The organism is Pseudoalteromonas sp. 11L1 (genome assembly GCF_055397545.1).
Genome location: NZ_AP041142.1, coordinates 219,030 through 241,246, shown reverse-complemented (window position 1 = coordinate 241,246; position 22,217 = coordinate 219,030). Strand labels below are relative to the sequence as shown.

Sequence of the window (22,217 nt, the reverse complement as noted above, 5' to 3'; positions counted from 1 at the left end):
AATCATCATGAACCACTCTTTTGATTATATTATTGTAGGTGCGGGCTCAGCAGGCTGTGTGTTAGCAAATCGCTTGTCTGAAGATTCAAGTAACAAGGTATTGTTACTTGAAACCGGCGGCAGCGATAAAAGCATCTTTATAAAAATGCCAACGGCACTCTCTATTCCAATGAATACAGATAAGTTTGCGTGGCAATTTCATACGCAACCAGAGCCACATCTAGATAACCGTGAAATGCATTGCCCACGCGGTAAAGTTCTTGGCGGCTCATCATCGATTAATGGCATGGTGTATGTGCGTGGCCACGCTAAAGATTTTGATGAATGGCAACAGCACGGTGCTAACGGCTGGGATTACCAAGCGTGTTTACCGTATTTTAAAAAAGCAGAAAGCTTTTACCTAGGTGAAAATAGCCATCGTGGTGGCAAAGGTCCGCTAGGTGTTAATAACGGCAATAACATGGAGAACCCGTTATACACTGCATTTATTGAAGCGGGTGCAGAGGCCGGTTATTCAACAACAAATGACTACAATAGTGCTCAGCAAGAAGGTTTTGGCCCTATGCACATGACCGTTAAAAACGGTGTGCGTAGCTCAGCCTCTCGAGAATATTTAGATCCTATTAAGCATCGTAGCAACTTAACAATCGTTACAGGTGCTCTTGCCCAGCGCGTTATTTTAGATGGTAAAAAAGCAACCGGCGTTGAATACAAGCTTAATGGCGCGGTTAAAACTGCAAAAGCAAATAAAGAAGTTATCTTAAGCGCAGGCTCTATTGGTTCACCACACCTACTACAGCTTTCAGGTATTGGTGATACTCAAGCACTTGAGAAAGCAGGCGTTGAAGTAAAACATCACTTACCAGGTGTAGGCCAAAACCTGCAAGATCATTTAGAGTTTTACTTTCAATATAAGTGTAAACAACCAATTACCTTAAACGGTAAGTTAGGCTTGTTTTCTAAAGGTTTAATTGGCGCAAAATGGCTACTAACTCGCAAAGGCTTAGGCTCAACTAATCATTTTGAATCATGTGCCTTTATTCGCTCAAAGCCAGGTGTTGAATGGCCTGACATACAGTATCACTTTTTACCGGCCGCTATGCGTTACGATGGTCGTAGTGCTTTTGCAGGGCATGGTTTTCAAGTGCATGTAGGCCATAACAAGCCTAAGAGCCGAGGCAGTGTCACTATTGCATCAGCTGATCCAACACAGCCACCTAAAATTGTATTTAATTACCTAGAGCATCAAGACGATATTGAAGGCTTTAGAGCGTGCGTACGTTTAACACGCGAAATCATTGAACAACCAGCATTTAACCAATTTCGTGGTGAAGAAATTCAACCAGGGCAACAAGTTCAAACTGATGAGCAAATTGATGCCTTTGTTCGCCAAGCCGTAGAAAGTGCTTATCACCCTTCTTGCTCTTGTAAAATGGGTGAAGATGATATGGCCGTGGTTAACTCAAACACTCAAGTGCATGGCATACAAAGCTTACGTGTGGTTGATTCGTCAATTTTTCCGACCATACCGAACGGTAATTTAAATGCCCCTACGATTATGGTGGCCGAAAAAGCCGCGGATATTATTCTAGGAAATAAGCCCTTAGCTCATACAGGAGTTGATGTTGTGAATGCCACTGATTGGCAAACTACACAACGAAATAAAACCCTTTAATTTAGCCTGTCATAAAGGCCTCTCTCGTAAGCAAAATGCTTAAAGAGTGCCTTTATGTACCTTGCAGTGGCTCACAAGCATAAATAGGTTATGCCGGTGTTAATGCAAGCACAATAAAAAACGGAGTATATATGTGTTACTTTTATTCATTCTGGGAGGGCGATAATGACTATTTGGCTTAATGCTGGCATTATTTTTACCTTACTTGCCATTGTTACTATTTTAATAAAATGGGGCAATGTACGCGTAGTAGGCGTCACACCAGTGAGAACATTCACCTTTATAGCAATCCTATTTACCTCTGGCCTAGACGTTGGCCTTATTATGTTTCCTTTAACCGAATTTGCCGGTTATGCAGACATAAAAGCAAGCCCAGAATATGCATTTGCCAACCCGCTCTCTATTGAGTTTGGTTATTGGGGATTTTTAATTTGGGGATTTTATTTTCTTACGTGCTTTTATTTCTGTGTAATAGAGCCCAAAGTGAAGTTTTTTGAAATTCCATGGGTTAAATTTTTAAACAACGTGGTCATTATTGGTACTTGTGCGTTTACCGCATACTTACTGCTAAGCAATCTACCGTGGTATATACCAGAACTTGGTGATGGTTCAAGTGTTATTCCAGCATTTTACTTAATTGTACTTGCCGCTATTTGTTTTGCGGTGTATTCAAGTACCGATATTAAATATGTACGCTTTTTAAGTATTGCCACTACTTGGTTGTTTATCGCATTAATTGGTTTTATGTGGGCTGATGCCTTCTTATTTGGCGATAGCGAACTCTCTGCATTTACTCAAAATATAGGTTTAATTGGCAATTACTTCGCCAACATCAATGAATTTGTATTACCACTGAATGATTACCATGAGTTTTATCTATTTTGGTGGTTTGCGTGGAGCATCATGATTGGTCAGTTTACATCGCGTTTTGTTGGTGGTTTAAAAACATACCAAGTATTGGGCGCTATGTTGATTTTCCCGTCAATACCAATCGCTATCTGGTTTAGTGTGTTATATCACTACCACGAGGCGGGTATTCCAACTGCAGGCATCAAAAACTTTGCCATGGTGTTTGTAGGTATCGTGTTTGTTATAAACTCGCTTGATTCACTGATCCGTTTATACACAGATAATTTAAACTTAACTGTAAAACGCTTAGGCAAGTTTAAATATATTGCTATGAACGTTATCGCTTTATCATTATTGACACTGTTATTTAAACTTGAGTTTTTGCAAATTCAATGGGTTGGTGCTTTAGTTATTGGCTTATTCTTTATCTGCTTAGGTTTTATTGCCTACAGCAAATTTAAAACAGTCAGCAATATCGAAGGATCACCTAAAGCGAATAAAATTGATTACACAAAAATAGAAACTATCAGCTAGGAAACCACATGAACAATAAATTAAAACAACTTTTTATCGCTTTACCATTAACGGTTTTGTCAACAACAGCAGCAGCTAACTGGTCAACAACGATTACCGCTGCCTCTGATTACACCTTTAATGGTGTTACTCAAACAGATAACGACCCTGCGCTACAAGCAAGTCTTGACTATGCGTACGATAACGGTGTGTATGCAGGTGTATGGGCATCAAATGTAGATTTTGGTGATGACACAGACTTCGAACTAGATGCTTATGTAGGCCGATACATTCAGTTAAACGAACAAGTAAGCCTTGATTACGGTATTGCTTATTACACTTACCAAGGTAATAACAGCGATGGTAACTACGCAGAAGCGTATACTAAATTTGGTTATGCCAGTGACTACGGTCAAACAGAGCTTAACTTTTGGTACAGCTGGGATTACTTTGGCTACGATACAGGCCATGTGATTTCGATGATTGCGCACACTTTCGAGATTGCTCCAAATCATGCAATTCGTGCTAGCTTTGATATCTCAAACTCACTCGATGGCAATAAATTTCAGTGGGATGAAGCTAAGGGCGATAAATCGTATCATCATTACCGCTTAGCGTACCAAACAAGCTATGAAGGGTTTGGTATTGAAGTAGCAGCTGAGAATACCAGCTTAGACTACGATTACGCAGATGAGCGAATTGTACTTGCTATCTCACGTACTTTTGACTTGTAATAGTTAGCTTTTGCTTTCTATAAAAAAACACGCTACCCAGTAGCGTGTTTTTTATTGCCTAGCAAAATCTTGCTTTTATAGTATTTATAGCGTTATAACTGCCACGCATAACTGACTTTAGTAAAGAAAGTACGTTGGTCACGCTCAATGCTTTTTAACGAGTCATCCTGATAACCTTTATCTGAATACCCTAAGTAAAATAACGTTTGTGCGTTAATTTTATATGAGTAAACCAGCTGACTACCATAATCTTTGTTGATTTCGCTTACCTGATAAAAGTAAGCATCTTCATTTCTGTCTATATCTTCAAACTGTAAAATCAGCTTAAGCATAGCGCGCATACTAAACTTATAATAAAGCCTAAAATCTACAAGGTTTGCGGTAAATACGCGTCGCCCTTGGTAATCATCTAAATGACTATAATTATGTCTAACATCTAACTGCCAGTGATTATTAATATCCCAAACAGCCTGTGATTGTGTAGTTAAAACATCACCTAACTGCTCATTGGTATAATCTATACGGCTTGCGTATTCGACGTATAACGATAATCTCAAATCTTTAGTCGGCCTAAAAGCCGTATAAAAATAACCAATATTTTGGTTATAAAAATTGCCATTATAGTTTTCATAGCGATTTAACAAACCAAGCTCAAATACAGACTGCTTTTGACCTTGAAAGGTCATGTAACCTTCATATTCTTCTTCAAGCAAGTCGCCATTTTGAGCCCAGCTTTTATCCCAATCGGCGGTGTATGACCATGTTGTTAGCATGTCATGTTCATCACCATACCAAGTTTGACCGCCACCAAAACCTACTTTTTCATAGTCTACTTTTTCTTGATAACCTAAATCGGTGCGGTAATCCTCACCAATATTGTCATACGTTGCATAAAGCTTATAATCGCGCTTATCGCGAGTCAGCTTTAATGCATACGCCATATCAGACTGAGACTCTGCTAAATTGTAGTTATCAACTAAAAATTTAGAGTTGTTGGTATCAGCATTGGCTATTTGATAATTAAGTGTATCTGACTGATTAAACCAATAGCTACCATCAACCGATAACACCGTATTATGGTAGTCGCTACTTTCTCTATGTGTGGTGGTTACTCCTATGGTCCCTTGTTGGCCAATATCATATTGGTATCGCGCCACCGCTGCCTTGGTTTTATCATTTAGGCTGGCAAAACCAGACCCTTGGTTACTAGGCAGTAAAACATTACTGTTGTCGTCATCTGCAAACATTAGCGCATAGCTATGGCTGTCGGTTTTACCGGTGAGCTTGGCGCCAATATTAGGCTCAGCTATGGTGCGGGTATAGAGCAGTTCAAATAAATTACTTTTAAAGTAAGACGCGCCATCTAAGAAAAACGGGCGTTTTTCAGCGTAATAAATAGAATATGTGGTGTTTACATCCAGCTCTAACGAATCGGTTTCTACCTGAGAAAAGTCAGGGTTTATGGTGGCATTAATTACTGCATCTTTAGTAATACCCCAACGCAGATCGAGCCCTACTTCTGTATCTACATCGCCGTTATCCCATTCGCCAGGTACCTGTGTTTTTTGATCGTTTCTTAATGCGGTTAAGGTTGGCGTTAATTGCAGATTTTTGCTCGGTGCTAAATTATTAAATCCAGTTATTTTGTCAAACTGACATAAACTACATTTAATATCACGGTCAAAGCCGGTACTTGATAATTGATACAACACATCACGCTGATAGTTGCGCATCATCGAAAAGCCCCAAGTAGAGTCGGCTTGGTTTTGTGCAAAGCGCAGTGCTTTAAACGGGATACGCATTTCAACCACGTAACCTTGCTCGTTTATGGTACCGGCACTATCCCAAATAGCATCCCAGGATAAATCTGACACCCACTCGTCGGTATCCGTCATGCGAATGTCGCCTTGAGCACCCAGTGGGTTTACATAAAACTCATAGCCAGTACGCTCATCGTTAAAGGTATCAATTACCAAACCAACATTGTCATCTTGCCAAAGCGTGTCTCTATCACGAAGCGCTGCACGAATTTTACTCGGATCGGTGTCATAAGCTACAAAAGCTACATACAAATTATGACCATCGTCATAAATATACGCATCGGTTTTTACCGGTGGCGTGCCTTTTTCATTCGGCTCATCTTGATAGTTTACCGCAACGCGGGTTGCTTGTTGCCAATGCGGCTCGTTAAGCACGCCATCCACATCAATGTTTTTATTAATGTGTGCAAGTTGATAATTAAGCTTATCGGCAAGTGCATTGGGGCTGAGAGTTAAAACAAGGCTGAAGCTGATCAACAACAGCAATTTTATTATTTTTGTAGGTATAAAGTACTGCATAAACATCCATTTAGGTTTATTTACTTGTTAAAAGTAAACTTTGGTCTGGAGTGTAAATTATACAGATATGTTTGTTAATACTTGCGCGTTAATATTTGTAATAAAATTAACAAAAAACTAATAATAAGTGTTGGGAAGTAGTTATGTGTCGAGAAGTTTTAATTTATTAGCCACACCATTCCAGCTATCGGCATCTTCTGGGGCGGGTTTAACTTGCGTTATACGTGGCCATATTTCTGCCAATTCTGCATTAAGCTGGGTGAACTCTTTTTGCGATTCAGGTAATTCATCTTCTTGATAAATGGCATCAGCTGCACACTCAGGGACACATAAACCACAGTCAATACAATCTACCGGGCTAATAGCCAAAAAATTAGGGCCTTCAAAAAATGCATCTGCAGGGCACACCGATACGCAATCAGTGTACTTACATTTTATACAGTTTTCGGTGACTACAAACGCCATAGTGGTTTAATACCTAATATTTAACTTTACCAGCTGCGGATCATACCCAACCCTTACCAAAACACAATAAATATGTGCCAAAAGCGAACAATTTAACGTAATATATGGCGCTTATAAATTAGCGCTTTGTGCACTCCCCTTATTGTGAGCGGTATTTACTTTCCGCTATGACACCAAAAGAGATATTAATGATACGTTTAACCGAAATAAAGCTGCCGCTTGACCATGACGAAAATGCTATTGGCCAAGCCATCATCAATAAATTAAATATAAGTCCAGAGCAGCTACACAGCTACAATGTGTTTAAACGCGGTTACGATGCACGTAAAAAAAGCGCCATTTTACTGATTTACACGCTTGATGTTGAGGTAGATAACGAAGCACACCTGTTAGCCTCGTTTGAAAAAGATCAACACGTTAAAGTCTCCCCTGACACCAACTACAAATTTGTAGCACACGCTAATAGCAGCATTAAAGAGCGTCCTGTAGTAATTGGCTTTGGCCCATGTGGTTTATTTGCAGGTTTAGTGCTGGCACAAATGGGCTTTAAACCAATAATTTTAGAGCGTGGCAAAGAAGTACGTGAACGCACCAAAGACACCTTTGGCTTTTGGCGTAAAAAGGCGCTTAATACCGAATCAAACGTTCAGTTTGGTGAAGGTGGTGCAGGCACGTTCTCAGACGGTAAGCTCTACAGCCAAGTAAAAGATCCAAAACATTATGGCCGTAAAGTAATTACTGAGTTTGTAGAGGCCGGCGCTCCTGAAGAAATTTTATACGTTAGTAAGCCGCACATTGGTACGTTTAAACTAGTAACCATGATTGAAAAAATGCGTGCCCGTATTATTGAACTCGGTGGCGAAATTCGTTTTAGCACCCGCGTTGACGATATCCATTTAGACAACGGCCAAGTTACTGGGCTTACACTTTCTAATGGTGAAAAGCTTGAAACTCGCCACGTGGTATTAGCAGTTGGTCACAGTGCCCGTGATACGTTTAAAATGATCCACGATAAAGGCATTTATGTTGAGGCAAAACCCTTTTCAGTGGGCTTTAGAATAGAGCATAAACAATCAATGATTGATGAGTGCCGTTTTGGCGATAACGCGGGTAATCCTATTTTGGGCTCTGCCGATTACAAGTTGGTACATCATTGTAATAATGGCCGAACCGTATACAGTTTTTGTATGTGCCCTGGCGGCACTGTAGTTGCCGCTACCTCTGAAGAAGGCCGTGTGGTTACTAACGGTATGAGCCAATATTCTCGTAGTGAGCGAAATGCGAACAGTGCTATTGTTGTGGGTATTTCGCCAGAAAAAGATTTCCCTGGCCACCCTTTAGCTGGTATAGATTTACAGCGTAAGCTAGAAGAGCAAGCCTATGAGCTTGGTGGTAAAAATTATGATGCCCCAGCACAGCTGATTGGTGACTTTTTAAAAGGTAAATCGTCGGCTAATTTAGGGGATGTACAGCCTTCGTATACGCCGGGCATAAAACTGACTGATTTAAGTAAAGTTCTGCCAGCGTTTGCCATTGAAGCGCTACGTGAAGCAATTCCTGCCTTTAACAAACAAATCCGTGGCTTTTCAACCAACGATGGTTTGCTCACGGGGGTAGAAACACGTACGTCTTCACCTATCAGTATCAAGCGCGATAAAACTTTCCAAAGCATTAATACCAAAGGGCTTTACCCTGCAGGTGAAGGCGCGGGTTATGCGGGCGGTATTTTATCAGCGGGTATTGATGGTATTAAAGCGGCCGAAGCAGTTGCATTATCGATGTTAGAAAAGCACAACTAAACTACTCTTTCAAGCACAAAAAAACCTGAGTAAACTCAGGTTTTTTTAATGGCTTAGCTGTCTTACTTTTTAAGTGACAGCTTTTCGCCTTTTAAGCTTTTACGTACATTAGAAATTCGCGAACGGTTTTTCGCTCTCGCTTCACCGGTAGCCTGGCCTGATGGCTTATTAGCACGGGTGCGGCGTAAATGCGCTGGCTTTTTACCAATTTTATCAATCAGTACTTCACGATTACTTACTTCGTAACCTTCTAAGTAAACACGTTTAATTTTTTGACCAATTAAGGTTTCAATTTCAAACAACATGTTTTCTTCTTCGCGACTCACAAACGAAATTGCTTGTCCTTGGTTACCAGCACGACCAGTACGGCCAATACGGTGAACATAATCTTCAGCAAGCCAAGGTAAATCAATATTAATAACACGCGGTAAACCGTCAATATCAATACCACGGGCCGCTACTTCTGTTGCAACTAGCACGCGTACTTTGCCTTCTTTAAATTCACGCAACGCACGACGACGGTTACCTTGCGATTTATCGCCATGACATACTGCCGCTGGGATACCGTCTAAGTTAAGTTCAGTTACTAACTCATCTGCGGTTTCTTTCATGTTTACAAACACTAGCACTTGCTGCCAGTTTTTCTTACCAATCAGCTCAGAAAGCAACTCTTGCTTACGGCGCTCTTCTACTGGGTAAACCACGTGCTGTACTGTGCTTGCGGTGCTGTTAGTTTGATCAACACGAACAATTTCAGGCTGCTTTAACACTTTAGAGGCGAACTGTTTAATTGCTGCTGGGAAGGTAGCTGAAAACAATAAAATTTGACGCTCATCTGCACAGCTTTTTATTACGCTTTGCATATCATTAATAAAGCCCATATCAAGCATACGGTCAGCTTCATCAAGTACTAAATGTTTTACTTGAGCAAGGCTTAAGTTACCTAAACGAATATGATCAAGTAGACGTCCTGGTGTTGCTACTACAACATCAACACCTTCTTTGAGTGCAATTTCTTGTCCTGCGGTATTAACACCACCAAATAAGCTCACTACTTTTAACTGAGTGTACTTAGCAAAGTCTTTAAAGTTATTCGCTATTTGCTCTGCAAGCTCACGCGTAGGCGCAAGGACTAAGGCGCTTGGCGCATTCGTAGTGCTGCAATCTGACTCAAATAACTTTTGAATAATAGGGAGTGCAAATGCAGCGGTTTTACCTGTACCGGTTTGTGCACTTGCTAAAACGTCTTTACCTTTACGAACAGCCGGAATAGCTGCGCGCTGAATGGGCGTAAGGGTGTGGTAATTAAGTTCGTCTAACGCCTGAATAAGTTCAGGGGCAAAACTAAAAGATTTAAAATTCATTGCTGTATAACCTGCGGCCACATTATCAAGGGTCGCAAATTATACAGTAAAATCGCTTAAAAAGTTAGTTTTAAACAACAGAAACCGCTAATTTATAAAATGCAGGATAATTAGCGATTATCAGCTGTTGTTTAAGTTAGCTAAATGGTATTGACTCGCAAGATTTATTCCCGTTAATTCACGCCTTTATTGCACTTTTATAAATTTTACACCGTTATTTTACATTGTGTTACATAACTATTTGCATTTAAATAACCAAAACAGGTAAACTTCTTCGCCCGTTTTGTGGGGTGTATATAAATTAAAGGAAATTAATAATGATAAAAAGATGTTTAACTGCTGCGGTATTAGTAAGCGCGTTCGTTTCAATGCCGTCACAAGCAAAAAGTGGCATCAACCCATGGCAACAATGTGGTATTGGTGCAATGGTTTTCCCAGACAATGGCGTTGCGGCAGCAATCTCTAATATTATTTGGGATTTAGGAACAACGGCGGTATCGTCTAACATTTCTTCAGTAGAGAGCTGTGAAGGCGCTAACGTAAAAACAGCGCAATTTATTCAACAAACTTTTCCTGTATTAGAACAAGAAATAGCACAGGGTGAAGGTGAGTATATCTCTGCAATGCTTAACGTACGTGGTTGTGATGCAACTGCTCATCAACAAATTATCACTTCGGTACGCAGCGATTACGCAAACGCACCAATAGACAATGCACAAGCATTTTATGAATTAGTTGAAGGTAAAATTACCACTAACTTTTCATCTCAATGCGCTGCAATCTAATAATTAAAGGGCTTAACAGCCCTTTTTTTTGGTTAAACAATGAAACCTTTATTTTATTTAATTAGCGTTTTTTTATTAATATCTTTCTCAAGTTCTGCCACGCAATCTATCTCTGTTTTAGCAAAACACCCAATATGGTTGAAATTAGGGCATTACAAAAATCAACCAACTACTATTAGTTATATTACTAACGCATCCTTTTTTATCGCAGATAACGGACGTAATGATCCCGTTGCCGAATTAAAAGCAACAATCCATGCTTTTAATAACCAGCCCTTAACACAATGTCGCTACCCTGCGCGTTACCAATGGCTTAAAGAGCAAGGTTTAACCTTTTCAATGTCAGCTGCAGAGTGCCCAAAATTACAGCAATGGCGAGAGCAACAAGCTATTCACTCTGTTAGTTTAGTATTTGCCTCTGGTTATATGAGTAACCCCGCATCGTTATATGGTCATTTATTACTTAAACTTAATCGCTCAACCGAATCAAAAAACAAATTATTAGATTACAGCATAAACTATGGCGCACATGTTCCAGACAATGAAAATGGCTTAGTCTATATTCTCAAGGGCTTGTTTGGTGGTTATAAAGCCGGTTTTTCAGATCAATTGTTTTATCGCCACCAGCATAATTACGGCGAGATAGAATTAAGAGATTTATGGGAATATACTCTTAATCTAAACGAGCGCGACGTGGCTTTTATTGCTAACCACTTATGGGAAATTTTAGGCACTGAATTTGATTATTACTTTGCCGATGAAAACTGCGCGTTTCATCTCGCACAAATTATTGAACTTGTTATTGGCGATCAACTAACTAGCGAAAGCTCTCCTTGGGTAATACCTGCCACTATTTTTTCAAGGTTAAACTCGGCCACTTACCAAGAGCAATCAGCGGTTAAAAAAGTCACATTTACACCCTCACGTGACACTGTATTTTCAAAATATGTGCAATCTTTAAGTGAAAAAGAGCTCAGCTTTGCCAAACAAATCTTTGCAGAATCAGCAGTACTAAAAAGCAAATCATTTTTAGCTTTGCCAGTACAGTCTCAAAAAGCCATTATTGGCGCTTTATTTGAACTTGTACAAGTGAAACAAATTCAAAAACAAGCCCCAGTAAAAATCAGTGAGTTAAAAAATGCGCTAATCCAAGCGCGCTTAAATCTGCCAATGGGCGAAAACAAAGTTAAATTTCAATTTACTCAGCAGCCACCACATAAAGGCCAAAAGCCCTCTAACAGCTCAATTTCTGCGATGCACACGGCTGAGCAAACACAGTACACTATGGGTTTTAGGCTGAGCTATTTTGATACCCTTGCCTCTGATATTGCCCGCATTCCATTTTCTAATTTAGAAATGTTAGATACCGAGCTGATGTTTACAAATGGCGAAACTTACATAAATAAAATTCATTTATTAGATTTAGAGTCATTCAATCCAAACCAATTGTCTTGGGCTAATGAATCTAAGTGGTCGTGGAAAATCAATGTGGGATTCGACAGACAACCAGCACTGTGCAGAACCTGTAAACGCAGCTTTGTTATGGGAGGAGCCGGACAAGCTTGGCAGTTTAGCAACAACACCTTAGCCTATAGCTTAATTAATGGTTATTTGGGTGATTTAGCTAAAAACAGCCACTTTTATGATTCGTCGGTAGAGGTGGGGATCATTACTGGTACTGACTCAGGTATTAAACTCAGAGCATCCTACGAAAAATCATTCTTAAATGCTAAAAACCCTGCGCAAACCAAACTAGAACTGGCAGTGCCTATTAACCAAGATATTGATATTAGATTAGCAGTAACACATGCCAATTCAGCTATGTGGCAGCTTAAACTCAACTACTATTGGCAGTGATATAAAAAAGCAGCCTCTGTGTTTACATTAGGCTGCTTTGAAAATTTAGTATTTAATAAATAGTCTAACAGTTTAAGATAAAATCAAAACCTTACTAATATCCACACACTGCGCTCGGCTACCGACAAAATCTTGCTCATTAAGCTGATTAATTAGCGTTACACCTTGTTGCTGTTGCTCATCGTTAAGCGGTACGTAAGGCATTCTAAACACAGGGTTCACCGCGCCGGTCATGATCATCGCGGTGTTAATGGCAATTGGGTTTGGCTCGCAAAACAGCCAGTTCATTAATGGTTGTAATGAGTTATTAAGCGCATCATTTTTACTATCCATTAATTGACGGAACAATCCTGGGATCAGGTTAGACGTAACTGAAATAACACCATGTGCTTTATGGATATGGCGTGCATCGTGTGCTTCGTCATCATTCCCAGACCAACACGCAATACCTTGTTGTTCATAGTGCGCTATACGCTCATTGCCACCACATTCTTTAACACCAATAAAGTGCTCATGCTGTGCTAGTGGTTCAATAATATCAGGAGTGAGGTCTTGACCTGTGCGCCCTGCTACGTTGTAAATAAACGCCGGACCAATATCAAGCACACGTTTAAAGTGTTCTTTAACACCGGCAATTGATGTGCGCCCGTAGTAAGGGTTAATTTGCAATGAGGCATGCATGCCGCTGGCAAAACCATATTTAGTTGCCTTAATTGCTTCGCGCGTATTATTACTTCCGGTGTTGCCTACAATCAGTAATTTATCACCAAATTTATTGGCACTGTGCGCAATTAGCATTAAGTGCTCTTCCCAGTTCATTAACTGGCCTTCACCGGTGGTGCCACCAACAACTATGCCGTCAACACCCGCTGCAATTTGTATTTCAACGAGTTCATCATACTTTGCAAGATCGATCTCACCATTGGCTAAGTAAGGTGTTTTAATTGCAGTAATAAGGCTTGCTTGTTTAATTTGTTCTTGGGTGCGCATAAAAAAATCATTGTTATTAATACTTGGCCTATTTGTACCATATTTACCGCGCTATTTGCAGTGATAGCCAGTATTTAATTATAAAATGGCTTGTGTTATTAGGTTTGATGATACAAAATAAACAACTGTATAAATAAACAGTATTTTGTTTTTTACTATTAAGCGAGCCACTATGCGTTTATCTGACTATTTAAGCACTCACTTTTATCACACTGATGAGTTATGCCAAGCACTCAACATAGACACTGAAACTCTTGAAGATTGGCAAGCTCAAAGCATTTTTCCTAAGCCAAGTTATTGCATTAAAAACCAGATGAGTTGCAGCTCTTACTCAGGCTTATATGAGTGTGAAGAATACGACGATTATTATCCCCGTGGCTGCGTAAACTGGGGACAAGGAGTTATAAAGCAAAAAATTGAGTCATCTAATCAGGCGTTTAATTTGTTTGCTCAGCACTATTCCCAATGTTTGGCTAAGCTTGCACAGCAAGGCTTTATATTTAACGAGGAACTGTTTGGCTGTGAAATAGAAGAACATTTACAGCAAGTATGGCAACAATTTTTATGCAGCAAATATGGGGTGCTCACCCAAAATGGCTTAATTGATGAAATTGTGGCTGTGGATATTGGCAGATCATTAGTAGACGATATAACCGAACTGCGCAGTAAAGCCAGTTTAGATAAGGATGAACGCACCCGCATTCACCCCGCCATGAAGCTTTTAAATAAAGCCCTTAGCCATGGCGCCGATCACGAAAAGCAACTTACATTACGTAGCCGCTATATTGATGCCCTTATTTTAAAATACGATTTATCGATTAAATAAAGAGTAGTGCTTGGCTAAGGGGTTTAACTATTTAAGGGTTGTTGGCTTTATTAAAAATTACCAACACTGTGTTTTGCGGCTGGTTTTTGAGTGCAACGAGAAAAATAGCCCAACAACTACACTTTGTTAATTGCAAATTTACGATTTAGATATAATTTGATTAACTGCATAAGTTACATCATTTTTTATTACTGACTCTTCCATAATTGGTATTACCCATGAGGCACCTAGCATCTTAAAAGTGGAGCGCCAACTTTTCCATAGTTTCCCTTCAATGGTATCAAGATTATCAAGTCCAAATCTTGAAGATGCGCCCCACTGAGCAATTGAAGGCAGCTTAGGATCTGCACTTTGGGCACCTAAAATAAACGGGCGATCCATATCGTCTGGTACGATTGCAAAATAATACTCCACTTTTTCAGTCTTATTTAGAAATCTCGAGATAATTATCATTTTTTACCAGGCTAATAGCGCTCAAATATTGAATAAAGCGACATCATTTAATCCGTCTTTGTTTGATCTTATTGCCTTATTAATCATTTTTACCAATAGCCATTAAAACAGGCATATTTCCTTTTGAACTATTCATTATAAAAGGACTATTCACTTTAATACTTACAAAGCCACTTGCCAAAAATGCTTGTTTAACTCTTTTCTCTGACAACCCCATACCCGATGAATCATCCTCAGAAAGCCAATCCCATTGAACAAACAGACCGTCTTTTTTTAATAAAGATTTTAATAAACTTAATGTCATTTCATAATCAGGCAGAAAACCGCAAACAGACGATGCGACTATTAGATCAAATTTATTTTCTAGCTCAGGAAAATTTTGAACCAATTCACTAGATAGGTAATCACAGATAGACGTTACATTATTTAGTGCCTTTTTATCCAATAGCTTTATCATTTCAGAAGATGGATCTATCGCTACGATACTTTCAACCGATGGACTCATTAGCTGAGTCAAAGCGCCTGTACCACAGCCAAAATCTAGAACGGTTAGACCATTAATATTAATGCTATCTAAGACCTCTGAAAATGCATTTTTTGCATACTGTTCAACACTAGGATCTACATCCCAGTTTTCAGCATACTCATCCCATTCGTTACTCAATATTCTCTCCAAAAGTAAATATTTCGTCTAAACGCCTAACGCTGAGTTAAGCGCAAAATAAAGTCAGCCTAAACTAACAGATCTCGAGCCAATTATACCTTTAATGTTTAAGTGCTTGGCTAATTACCTTGTATTAGGCAATTTTCTGGCTCAATCAGAGCTCTTTTTACTTTTCCAGTTTTTCTATCAATTGGAAAAGCAACAACGCAATCTCCTTTTTCTTTAAGCCTATATGCGGGAAACTCGCCATATAAGTAATAGCCATCTGGCTCACCTAGGAGCTTTTTAATACTAGAACGATTTTGCTTTTGTACATCATATTTAGCTAAAAAGTCGTTTAACATTGCCCTTCGATTCGATATATTATTTTGCCACATAGCCTGATTGAATGATATTTCAATTAAACTGGAATCCTTTGTTGGTTCAGAGCATGCAAAGAGAACCAAAGAAAAAGCTATTAAGATGTATTTCATTTTTTAATCACTTTTAATTTTCCAGCGCTCAACGCATCATTACACATTTTGGATAATTTAGTATTATCTGAGTTTGGAATACCAATCCTCAGACCGTAACTATTATTATGAAAATCCATAGTCTTCTCTTCAGCTATATTTAAAGGGCTACTTTCATGAGTATTCGTGAATTCTAGCGCATTCTTATAGCCGATATCTCGTGATAGGGTCGCTGACCAAAAGCAATGTCTAAAGGCATCACTTTTATCATTTCGTCCATTGCGCCCAAAACGCTTGGTAGTCTCTGAGTACGCTATATCACGGAACTTCATAATCGCAGTTACATGATGAGGATGTGTTTTGAAATAAGACTTCTCATCTCAGTAAGATGTTCGTATTTATCATAGAGTGAACTTACCATTTTTAATTCCTTTTAGTTGATTACAATATAGTCAGAAAATATTTTTAAACAATTAGCTAGCATTGAATCTCTTTATAACGGTGCAAAATCACAGCAAAAAGAATGTGTCAGTAATATCAGGCAAGCCAGCTGTAGCTATGCAAACAGCAGTGTCTTATTAAAAATTGCTATTATGAAATCGTTTATATTATGAAACAGCTTTGGATTTAAGAGGCAGCTGAAAAGGATGATATTTTAAGAAAATATTTGGAAATGATATTTAAAAAGAGCTGTAAGTACAGCTCCAGCATTGCTATTAGCCTAGTGGCAATTAACCAATGATTTTATATACATCAATATTAGTAGAGGTAATAAATGCACCTACTGCATCACCAAAGGCCTTGAAGTGTGGTGCGTTTTTATGGGCTTCGAAATGCTCAGTAGACGCCCATTGCTCACTCACTAAATAGATGGTTTGCTCAGCATCGTTTTTAACTGATAGCTCGTAACGCAGGCAGCCTACTTCTTGGCGAGAGGACTGTTGTAAATTTTCGAGCTCGGTTAAAAGGCGCTCTGCATCGCTATTTTCACTCGATAGTGTGGCAATTACCGTTAACATGGGTGTTCCTTGTTTAAAAAATAAAGGTGCAGCTTTACTGCACCTATTTTAGCTTTAGCTCTTTGGTTATTGATCCCACTGCGGTGCAAAGTCTGGCGATGCTTGGCGGTCGTTGCAGTCAAGGCCATCTATACGTGCTATGTCTTCATCATCAAGTTTAACTTTGTCGTTAAAGTTATCTTCTAAGTTTTTACGCTTGGTCGATGATGGAATAGTGGTCATGCCATTGGCATTTTCCCATGCAATAACCACTTGCGCTGGCGTTGCATCGTGCTTGTTAGCAATATCAATAATGGTTTGATCTGTTAATACCTTACCCACAACAAATGGCATATAGGCGGTAACATGAATTTTATGTTGATCGCAAAAAGCGCGCAGTTTAGTGTTGGTTAAATATGGATGTACCTCAATTTGATTAGTGAATATTTCGCGAGGATCTAAGGTTTGCATTGCCTCATTTAAGTTGGCAATGGTGAAGTTAGATACACCAATATGTTTAGTTAACCCCAGCTTTTTTGTTAACAGCAGCTCGGTTAAATATTCACTCATGGGTTCATTATTTACCGGTGCTGGCCAATGAATTAACAATAAGTCGACATAATCAAGCTGTAGCTTCTCTAAAGATGTTTTAACACTGTCAACAAAGTCAGCTTTGTTGAGCTTATTATTCCATACTTTGGTGGTTATAAATAATTCTTCACGAGGAATATTGCTGTCTTTAATTGCTTGGCCAACTTGCTCTTCATTGCCATATATTTGCGCGGTATCAATGTGGCGGAATCCAACTTCTAATGCCATTTTTACAGATTCATAAGCTGTTTTACCTTCTAAACGAAAAGTACCCATACCTAAATCTGGCATTTCAATTACACGTTGTGTCATAGCTTTATCCTTGTTTAATAATAGGTTTAAAATTCAAACGACGTGTTTACTAAATACACCTATTACTTTTTTTGATTTAAAATTTTGACCTCATGTGAATACTGAGGTCATTAATTTTTATTTCAAGACTAACCTATATGAGTTCGGCTTTATTTAGCCTGAACATTATGTTTATCTAGCCTGCCACTGTATCGAGTGACTATTAAAGCCAGTAATGAAACAACGGCCCCAATCCATGCGGTATCTTTTAGTTCCATATGCTCGACTACAAGCCCCCCTGTAACAGAGCCTAAGGCTATTCCAATATTAAACGCCGCGATGTTTAAGCCCGATGCGACATCTACCGCATTAGGAGTATGCTTTTTTGCCTGTTTTACTACATAAAGCTGCAATCCTGGTACATTACCAAATGCAAATGCCCCCCATATTAAAATAGTCAGCACTGCGGCTACTTTTGATTCCATAGTAAAGGTGAAAGCCAATAAAATAATTGTTAACGCGCTAAATATAATACTCAGTGCGCTAATTGGGCCTCGCTTGTCGGCTAATTTTCCGCCCCATATATTACCAACAGCCACCGACACACCATAAACCAGCATTATTAAACCAATAGCGGATGGTGCAAAGCCAGTTTGCTGCTCTAATATAGGCGCTAAATAAGTAAATGCGGTGAACGTACCGCCGTAGCCTAATATAGTCATTAAATAAACGAGCAATAAGCGCGGCTTAACAATAACCTGTAGCTGCTCTTTAAACGTCGCCGGAATAGACTGCTTTAAGTTTTTTGGTACTAAAATAGCGCTGCCAATTAGCGCAATTAAACCTAATGCCGAAACCACTAAAAAAGTTGCACGCCAGCCAAAGTGCTGACCAATCCATGTTCCTAATGGCACACCCGTTACAAGCGCTACCGTAAGGCCGGTAAACATAATTGCGATAGCGCTCGCCTCTTTGTCTTTACTTACCAAGCTTGTTGCTATCATTGAGCCAATAGAGAAAAATACACCATGAGCTAATCCTGTTAGTATGCGCGCCAGTATTAGTGTTTCGTAACTCGGCGCTTGCCAAGCTAATAAATTACCCATAACAAATAAGCCCATAAGACTTATAAGTACCACTTTTCGGTTCCAGCGACCCGTTAATGCAGTGAGTACCGGTGCGCCAATAGCTACACCAACTGCATATAAGCTCACTAGTAAGCCTGCTGATGGTAAGCTCACGCCTAAATCGTTTGCAATAGTTGGCACTAAACCCACTATAACAAACTCGGTTGTTCCAATTGCAAATGCGCTTAAGGTAAGCGCCCATAAAGCCAATGGCATAAATACATCCTCATTTTTAATATAGATGCATAGTGTGTGTAAAAACTCCTTTGCAATAAATAGCATAAATGGCAAAATACTTTTGTTTATTTTGCAAATATAAATGAGTTAATTTATGCCTGTTCAAGCTAAAACTGAAGATCTAGAAATGTTTATTACCATTGTTGATTGTGGCAGCTTTTCCGGTGCGGCTAGTTTACTTGATTTAAATGTAGCTAAGGTTTCAAGAGCGCTATCTCGCCTTGAAAGCAGGCTAAACTGCACATTATTAAACAGAACAACTCGGCGCTTAAAACTGACCGAGGAAGGACATATATACATAGAATATGCGCGAAAGGCTTTAAACACTCTGCTCTTAGGGGAAGAAACAATAAAGCTACTTAAGCAAGCACCTAGCGGGCACTTGCGTATAGATGCAGCAAGCCCTTTTGTTTTACATCAACTAGCGCCACTAGTTAATGAGTTTAAAAAACAATACCCGCAAATCACGCTCGATATTACCTCACACGACAATATTATTGATTTACTTGAGCGCAAAACAGATTTAGCTATTCGCATTGGAGACTTAAAAGATTCAAACCTGCACGCGCGAAAATTAGGCCAAAGTAAATTAAAATTGGTCGCAAGCGCTGATTATGTAAAAAATGCGCCACCGTTACAGCAAGTTTCAGATCTTAAAAACCATAACCTAATTGGCTTCAGTGAGCCCAATACTCTTAATCAATGGCCCTTGAAGCATGAGCAATCACTGCACTTTGATTTAAGGGCTAGCAGCGGCGAAACCATTAGGCATTTATGTATTGCTGATCAAGGCATAGCACTTCTCTCACAATTTATGATTGCAGAAGATTTAGCCAAAAAACGATTAATAGAAGTTTTACCTCACAGCGTAAGTAGCCCAAATAATCGAGAATCTATTTATGGCGTTTATTACAAAAATGGGGCGGTTTCTTCCCGTATCGTTGCATTTTTAGATTTTATACAACCGCGACTAAGTTTATAAATCGCTTTTAAATTGAGTTTAAAGAGCAACTTAATGAAATAATTTACATTATTGACGGTTTTAAGATTAAGCTGAGTATAAACACTGCAGTTGCATTATTTGGATGAGGTAGTATGGATTCTTTAACACAAGTCGCATTAGGCAGTGCCGTAGGCTACGCGGTACTAGGCAATAAAGTAGGTCGAAAAGCCGTTGCGTGGGGCGCTATTTTAGGCACTTTACCCGATCTAGATGTATTTTTACCCTATGGCGGCAGTGTAGAGGCATTTACCTATCATCGCGGTTTTAGCCATTCTTTATTTGTGCATTTATTAATAAGCCCGCTGATTGTGTGGCTAATATTAAAAATACACACAGGCATGCAGGCTTATAAAGCTCGTTGGTTTTGGTTAGTTTTTTTGTGCTTATCAACACATGCTTTATTAGATTCACTCACCGTTTATGGTACTCAGCTAATGTGGCCCTTAAGTGAATACCCTTTTGCGGTATCCAGCATGTTTATTATTGACCCCCTTTACACCTTACCGTTATTAATTGGTTTAGCTTTTACTTTATTACCTAAAATAAGCACAAGTAAAGCCTATAAAATCAATGCAATTACACTTAGCCTAAGCACAGCGTATTTATGCCTTGCCTTTGTGTTTAAACTCAATATTGACGACAAGGTAAAAACAGCACTGAACAATCGCGATATTGACGCAACCGGCTATATTAGTACGCCTGCCCCGCTCACTACTTTACTTTGGCGTGTAGTAGTGATGTCTGACGGTCACTACTACGAGGGTTATGCCTCCGTGTTTGACTCGCCCAGTGATGTAACCTTAAATGCCTACAATACAACACCGTCTTTAATTAAGCCTATTGACAAGCAATGGGGCATACAAAGGCTACAATGGTTTACAAAAGGGTTTTATTCTATTCGCCAGCAAACCGATAACGTGATTTTGTCAGATTTAAGAATGGGTATGGAATGCCAATATGTATTTAACTTTGTGGTAGGTGAGCAAACAGACTCGGGCATTAAGTTGGGTAATTTTGAACGACTCTCTCAGCGCCCTAGTTTTAGTAATGCCGGTAATATTTGGCAGCGAATTTGGCAACCTGAAGTCTCGCTGGCATCTCCATTGGCTAAAAATAACTGTTCGTTGCCATAGTTAGGGGTCTTGTATTAAAAAAGTGTGATTTTTATTTTGCTTAGGAATAAAAACACACACTTTTTTTAACACTAAATTACATTCAAGCAGTTTTGTGCCACCTCAAAACGTAGTTATTGCAACCAAATGAATTAGTTTTGGTGCTCGTACTGTCCACGATATACTTCAAATACTTTTAATACGGTGTGTTGTTCTTTTGAAAGCGCGTCAAACCAGTCATCAAATAATTCATCATCTTCTTGTTCGCTTAATGCTAAATAATGAGCAAGTAATTCAATGATGTCGTTATGAGTACACCCTAACGAATCAACTTGCTTAGCTAATATACTGTGGTCACGCTCTCTGAGAGTATCCATGACTCCTTGGTCGATTTGGTCTTGTTGTGCCTGAGCGTCACTCATAAAACTACCTCTATTGACGTTATTAAATTCTTATTATTTTGTTCGCTGAGTCTAGTTATAGCAGCCTAAATACTAATAGCCAGTACTTTTGATCTAAGTGCTTATTTTTTGACTATTTTGTGCAAATACACAGCAATTACACTGCGTTTAAGGCTATCTAAAATGATTTGCAAAGGGAAAATAAATACGTTAAATTAAATGATATACTATCACATAACATTAAAGGCATTTTATGAAGCCCAATATTCACCCTGATTACCATGTGGTTGCTTTTCATGATACTGCAGCTGATTCTTACTTTATTATTGGTTCAACCATTAAAACCAATCGCACCATAGAAATTGAGGGTAAAACATACCCTTATGTTCCTATTGATGTCTCAAGTGACTCACATCCATTTTATACCGGCAAACAAAAAACGCTCGCTACTGATGGACGCGTTGCGCAATTTAATCGTCGGTTTAAAAACCTCTCTACTGCTAAAAAGGAAAGCAAATGAAAGTTTTAAGTTCATTAAAAAGTGCAAAACAACGACCAGGTTGTCAAATTGTAAAGCGCAAAGGGCGAGTATTCGTGATATGTAAAGATAACCCTAGATTTAAAGCTGTGCAGGGTATGAAGAAAAAGTAGCAAGATAAAATAATGCCGAGTTTATACTCGGCATTATTATT

General features: G+C 39.1%; 22 protein-coding genes and 1 pseudogene. 11 read left to right on the top strand and 12 right to left on the bottom strand.

What is annotated here, in order from left to right; translation table 11 throughout:
• The first annotated feature begins 7 nt into the window (after positions 1-7).
• From betA to ACZ5WS_RS16810, 3 genes are all read left to right on the top strand, one after another.
• Positions 8-1,675: a choline dehydrogenase gene (gene betA / locus ACZ5WS_RS16820; RefSeq protein WP_290168132.1), complete on the top strand. Its 1,668-nt coding sequence runs from the start codon at positions 8-10 to the stop codon at positions 1,673-1,675.
• Between the two features lie 165 nt (positions 1,676-1,840).
• Positions 1,841-3,058, top strand: a complete 1,218-nt coding sequence (locus ACZ5WS_RS16815; protein ID WP_178957193.1) for a BCCT family transporter — start codon at positions 1,841-1,843, stop codon at positions 3,056-3,058.
• A gap of 8 nt (positions 3,059-3,066) precedes the next feature.
• Positions 3,067-3,771: a TorF family putative porin gene (locus tag ACZ5WS_RS16810; protein ID WP_138607893.1), complete on the top strand. Its 705-nt coding sequence runs from the start codon at positions 3,067-3,069 to the stop codon at positions 3,769-3,771.
• Positions 3,772-3,863: 92 nt separating this feature from the next.
• Here the strand turns inward: ACZ5WS_RS16810 and ACZ5WS_RS16805 are convergent, their stop codons facing one another.
• Positions 3,864-6,110 carry a carbohydrate binding family 9 domain-containing protein gene (locus tag ACZ5WS_RS16805; RefSeq protein WP_464712059.1) on the bottom strand — a complete coding sequence of 749 codons (2,247 nt, stop codon included), beginning with the start codon at positions 6,108-6,110 and terminating at the stop codon, positions 3,864-3,866.
• A 141-nt stretch (positions 6,111-6,251) separates the two neighbouring features.
• Complete coding sequence (gene fdxA / locus ACZ5WS_RS16800; protein ID WP_178957196.1) at positions 6,252-6,575, bottom strand: ferredoxin FdxA; 324 nt, start codon at positions 6,573-6,575, stop codon at positions 6,252-6,254.
• 188 nt (positions 6,576-6,763) lie between these two features.
• Between fdxA and ACZ5WS_RS16795 the strand changes: the two genes are divergently transcribed.
• Positions 6,764-8,374, top strand: coding sequence for an NAD(P)/FAD-dependent oxidoreductase (locus ACZ5WS_RS16795; protein WP_464712058.1), 1,611 nt, complete (start codon positions 6,764-6,766; stop codon positions 8,372-8,374).
• 62 nt (positions 8,375-8,436) lie between these two features.
• Here the strand turns inward: ACZ5WS_RS16795 and ACZ5WS_RS16790 are convergent, their stop codons facing one another.
• Positions 8,437-9,738: a DEAD/DEAH box helicase gene (locus ACZ5WS_RS16790; protein ID WP_054201651.1), complete on the bottom strand. Its 1,302-nt coding sequence runs from the start codon at positions 9,736-9,738 to the stop codon at positions 8,437-8,439.
• A 317-nt stretch (positions 9,739-10,055) separates the two neighbouring features.
• Between ACZ5WS_RS16790 and ACZ5WS_RS16785 the strand changes: the two genes are divergently transcribed.
• Positions 10,056-10,523 (top strand): DUF3015 family protein, encoded by a 468-nt coding sequence (locus ACZ5WS_RS16785; RefSeq protein WP_464712057.1) that lies wholly within the window; start codon positions 10,056-10,058, stop codon positions 10,521-10,523.
• 39 nt (positions 10,524-10,562) lie between these two features.
• Positions 10,563-12,380: an Lnb N-terminal periplasmic domain-containing protein gene (locus tag ACZ5WS_RS16780; protein WP_464712056.1), complete on the top strand. Its 1,818-nt coding sequence runs from the start codon at positions 10,563-10,565 to the stop codon at positions 12,378-12,380.
• 72 nt (positions 12,381-12,452) lie between these two features.
• On the opposite strand, the gene dapA is transcribed toward ACZ5WS_RS16780, so the two are convergent.
• Entirely contained in the window at positions 12,453-13,370 is a 918-nt protein-coding gene (gene dapA / locus ACZ5WS_RS16775) for a 4-hydroxy-tetrahydrodipicolinate synthase (RefSeq protein WP_464712055.1), read from the bottom strand.
• Between the two features lie 172 nt (positions 13,371-13,542).
• Here dapA and ACZ5WS_RS16770 point away from each other — a divergent pair, with 172 nt between their 5' ends.
• Positions 13,543-14,196, top strand: coding sequence for a DUF6058 family natural product biosynthesis protein (locus ACZ5WS_RS16770; protein ID WP_464712054.1), 654 nt, complete (start codon positions 13,543-13,545; stop codon positions 14,194-14,196).
• A gap of 138 nt (positions 14,197-14,334) precedes the next feature.
• Here ACZ5WS_RS16770 and ACZ5WS_RS16765 read toward each other — a convergent pair whose 3' ends face one another.
• The 7 genes and pseudogenes from ACZ5WS_RS16765 to ACZ5WS_RS16735 form a co-directional block, all read right to left on the bottom strand.
• Positions 14,335-14,610, bottom strand: coding sequence for a hypothetical protein (locus tag ACZ5WS_RS16765; RefSeq protein WP_464712053.1), 276 nt, complete (start codon positions 14,608-14,610; stop codon positions 14,335-14,337).
• Between the two features lie 118 nt (positions 14,611-14,728).
• On the bottom strand, positions 14,729-15,313 hold the full coding sequence (locus ACZ5WS_RS16760; protein WP_464712052.1) for a class I SAM-dependent DNA methyltransferase: 585 nt from the start codon (positions 15,311-15,313) through the stop codon (positions 14,729-14,731).
• A 119-nt stretch (positions 15,314-15,432) separates the two neighbouring features.
• On the bottom strand, positions 15,433-15,786 hold the full coding sequence (locus tag ACZ5WS_RS16755) for a hypothetical protein (protein ID WP_464712051.1): 354 nt from the start codon (positions 15,784-15,786) through the stop codon (positions 15,433-15,435).
• Positions 15,783-16,121 (bottom strand): annotated as a pseudogene (locus ACZ5WS_RS16750) (DUF6973 domain-containing protein); the annotation flags it as partial. The gene ACZ5WS_RS16755 and the pseudogene ACZ5WS_RS16750, both read right to left, overlap by 4 nt.
• A gap of 375 nt (positions 16,122-16,496) precedes the next feature.
• A complete protein-coding gene (locus ACZ5WS_RS16745; RefSeq protein ID WP_464712050.1) occupies positions 16,497-16,784 on the bottom strand; it encodes a putative quinol monooxygenase in 288 nt (95 codons plus the stop codon).
• A gap of 66 nt (positions 16,785-16,850) precedes the next feature.
• Positions 16,851-17,666 (bottom strand): 2,5-didehydrogluconate reductase DkgB, encoded by an 816-nt coding sequence (gene dkgB, locus ACZ5WS_RS16740; protein WP_178957208.1) that lies wholly within the window; start codon positions 17,664-17,666, stop codon positions 16,851-16,853.
• 149 nt (positions 17,667-17,815) lie between these two features.
• Positions 17,816-18,988, bottom strand: a complete 1,173-nt coding sequence (locus ACZ5WS_RS16735; protein WP_010388973.1) for an MFS transporter — start codon at positions 18,986-18,988, stop codon at positions 17,816-17,818.
• Positions 18,989-19,103: 115 nt separating this feature from the next.
• On the opposite strand from ACZ5WS_RS16735, the gene ACZ5WS_RS16730 reads away from it, so the two are divergent.
• Positions 19,104-19,991, top strand: a complete 888-nt coding sequence (locus ACZ5WS_RS16730; protein WP_464712049.1) for a LysR family transcriptional regulator — start codon at positions 19,104-19,106, stop codon at positions 19,989-19,991.
• Positions 19,992-20,104: 113 nt separating this feature from the next.
• Positions 20,105-21,145, top strand: a complete 1,041-nt coding sequence (locus ACZ5WS_RS16725) for a metal-dependent hydrolase (RefSeq protein WP_198522664.1) — start codon at positions 20,105-20,107, stop codon at positions 21,143-21,145.
• 131 nt (positions 21,146-21,276) lie between these two features.
• On the opposite strand, the gene ACZ5WS_RS16720 is transcribed toward ACZ5WS_RS16725, so the two are convergent.
• Entirely contained in the window at positions 21,277-21,546 is a 270-nt protein-coding gene (locus ACZ5WS_RS16720) for a hypothetical protein (RefSeq protein WP_178957212.1), read from the bottom strand.
• A gap of 232 nt (positions 21,547-21,778) precedes the next feature.
• Between ACZ5WS_RS16720 and ACZ5WS_RS16715 the strand changes: the two genes are divergently transcribed.
• Together ACZ5WS_RS16715 and ykgO are read left to right on the top strand one after the other, a co-directional pair.
• The gene (locus ACZ5WS_RS16715; RefSeq protein WP_008463845.1) at positions 21,779-22,045 is read left to right on the top strand and encodes a type B 50S ribosomal protein L31; all 267 of its coding nucleotides are present in this window, start codon (positions 21,779-21,781) and stop codon (positions 22,043-22,045) included.
• The gene (gene ykgO, locus ACZ5WS_RS16710; protein ID WP_004586489.1) at positions 22,042-22,176 is read left to right on the top strand and encodes a type B 50S ribosomal protein L36; all 135 of its coding nucleotides are present in this window, start codon (positions 22,042-22,044) and stop codon (positions 22,174-22,176) included. Before ACZ5WS_RS16715 ends, ykgO begins: the two co-directional genes overlap by 4 nt.
• Positions 22,177-22,217: the final 41 nt, after the last annotated feature.

What these genes read in the sequence shown, in the direction of transcription:
- ACZ5WS_RS16755 (WP_464712051.1), bottom strand. Translation starts at nt 15,786, where the DNA reads ATGAAATACATCTTAATAGCTTTTTCTTTGGTTCTCTTTGCATGCTCT.
- fdxA (WP_178957196.1), bottom strand. Translation starts at nt 6,575, where the DNA reads ATGGCGTTTGTAGTCACCGAAAACTGTATAAAATGTAAGTACACTGAT.
- ACZ5WS_RS16785 (WP_464712057.1), top strand. Translation starts at nt 10,056, where the DNA reads ATGATAAAAAGATGTTTAACTGCTGCGGTATTAGTAAGCGCGTTCGTT.
- ACZ5WS_RS16715 (WP_008463845.1), top strand. Translation starts at nt 21,779, where the DNA reads ATGAAGCCCAATATTCACCCTGATTACCATGTGGTTGCTTTTCATGAT.
- ACZ5WS_RS16725 (WP_198522664.1), top strand. Translation starts at nt 20,105, where the DNA reads ATGGATTCTTTAACACAAGTCGCATTAGGCAGTGCCGTAGGCTACGCG.
- ACZ5WS_RS16720 (WP_178957212.1), bottom strand. Translation starts at nt 21,546, where the DNA reads ATGAGTGACGCTCAGGCACAACAAGACCAAATCGACCAAGGAGTCATG.
- dkgB (WP_178957208.1), bottom strand. Translation starts at nt 17,666, where the DNA reads ATGACACAACGTGTAATTGAAATGCCAGATTTAGGTATGGGTACTTTT.
- ACZ5WS_RS16780 (WP_464712056.1), top strand. Translation starts at nt 10,563, where the DNA reads ATGAAACCTTTATTTTATTTAATTAGCGTTTTTTTATTAATATCTTTC.
- dapA (WP_464712055.1), bottom strand. Translation starts at nt 13,370, where the DNA reads ATGCGCACCCAAGAACAAATTAAACAAGCAAGCCTTATTACTGCAATT.
- ACZ5WS_RS16770 (WP_464712054.1), top strand. Translation starts at nt 13,543, where the DNA reads ATGCGTTTATCTGACTATTTAAGCACTCACTTTTATCACACTGATGAG.
- ACZ5WS_RS16810 (WP_138607893.1), top strand. Translation starts at nt 3,067, where the DNA reads ATGAACAATAAATTAAAACAACTTTTTATCGCTTTACCATTAACGGTT.
- ACZ5WS_RS16735 (WP_010388973.1), bottom strand. Translation starts at nt 18,988, where the DNA reads ATGCCATTGGCTTTATGGGCGCTTACCTTAAGCGCATTTGCAATTGGA.
- ykgO (WP_004586489.1), top strand. Translation starts at nt 22,042, where the DNA reads ATGAAAGTTTTAAGTTCATTAAAAAGTGCAAAACAACGACCAGGTTGT.
- ACZ5WS_RS16730 (WP_464712049.1), top strand. Translation starts at nt 19,104, where the DNA reads ATGCCTGTTCAAGCTAAAACTGAAGATCTAGAAATGTTTATTACCATT.
- ACZ5WS_RS16790 (WP_054201651.1), bottom strand. Translation starts at nt 9,738, where the DNA reads ATGAATTTTAAATCTTTTAGTTTTGCCCCTGAACTTATTCAGGCGTTA.
- ACZ5WS_RS16795 (WP_464712058.1), top strand. Translation starts at nt 6,764, where the DNA reads ATGATACGTTTAACCGAAATAAAGCTGCCGCTTGACCATGACGAAAAT.
- betA (WP_290168132.1), top strand. Translation starts at nt 8, where the DNA reads ATGAACCACTCTTTTGATTATATTATTGTAGGTGCGGGCTCAGCAGGC.
- ACZ5WS_RS16815 (WP_178957193.1), top strand. Translation starts at nt 1,841, where the DNA reads ATGACTATTTGGCTTAATGCTGGCATTATTTTTACCTTACTTGCCATT.
- ACZ5WS_RS16805 (WP_464712059.1), bottom strand. Translation starts at nt 6,110, where the DNA reads ATGCAGTACTTTATACCTACAAAAATAATAAAATTGCTGTTGTTGATC.
- ACZ5WS_RS16745 (WP_464712050.1), bottom strand. Translation starts at nt 16,784, where the DNA reads ATGTTAACGGTAATTGCCACACTATCGAGTGAAAATAGCGATGCAGAG.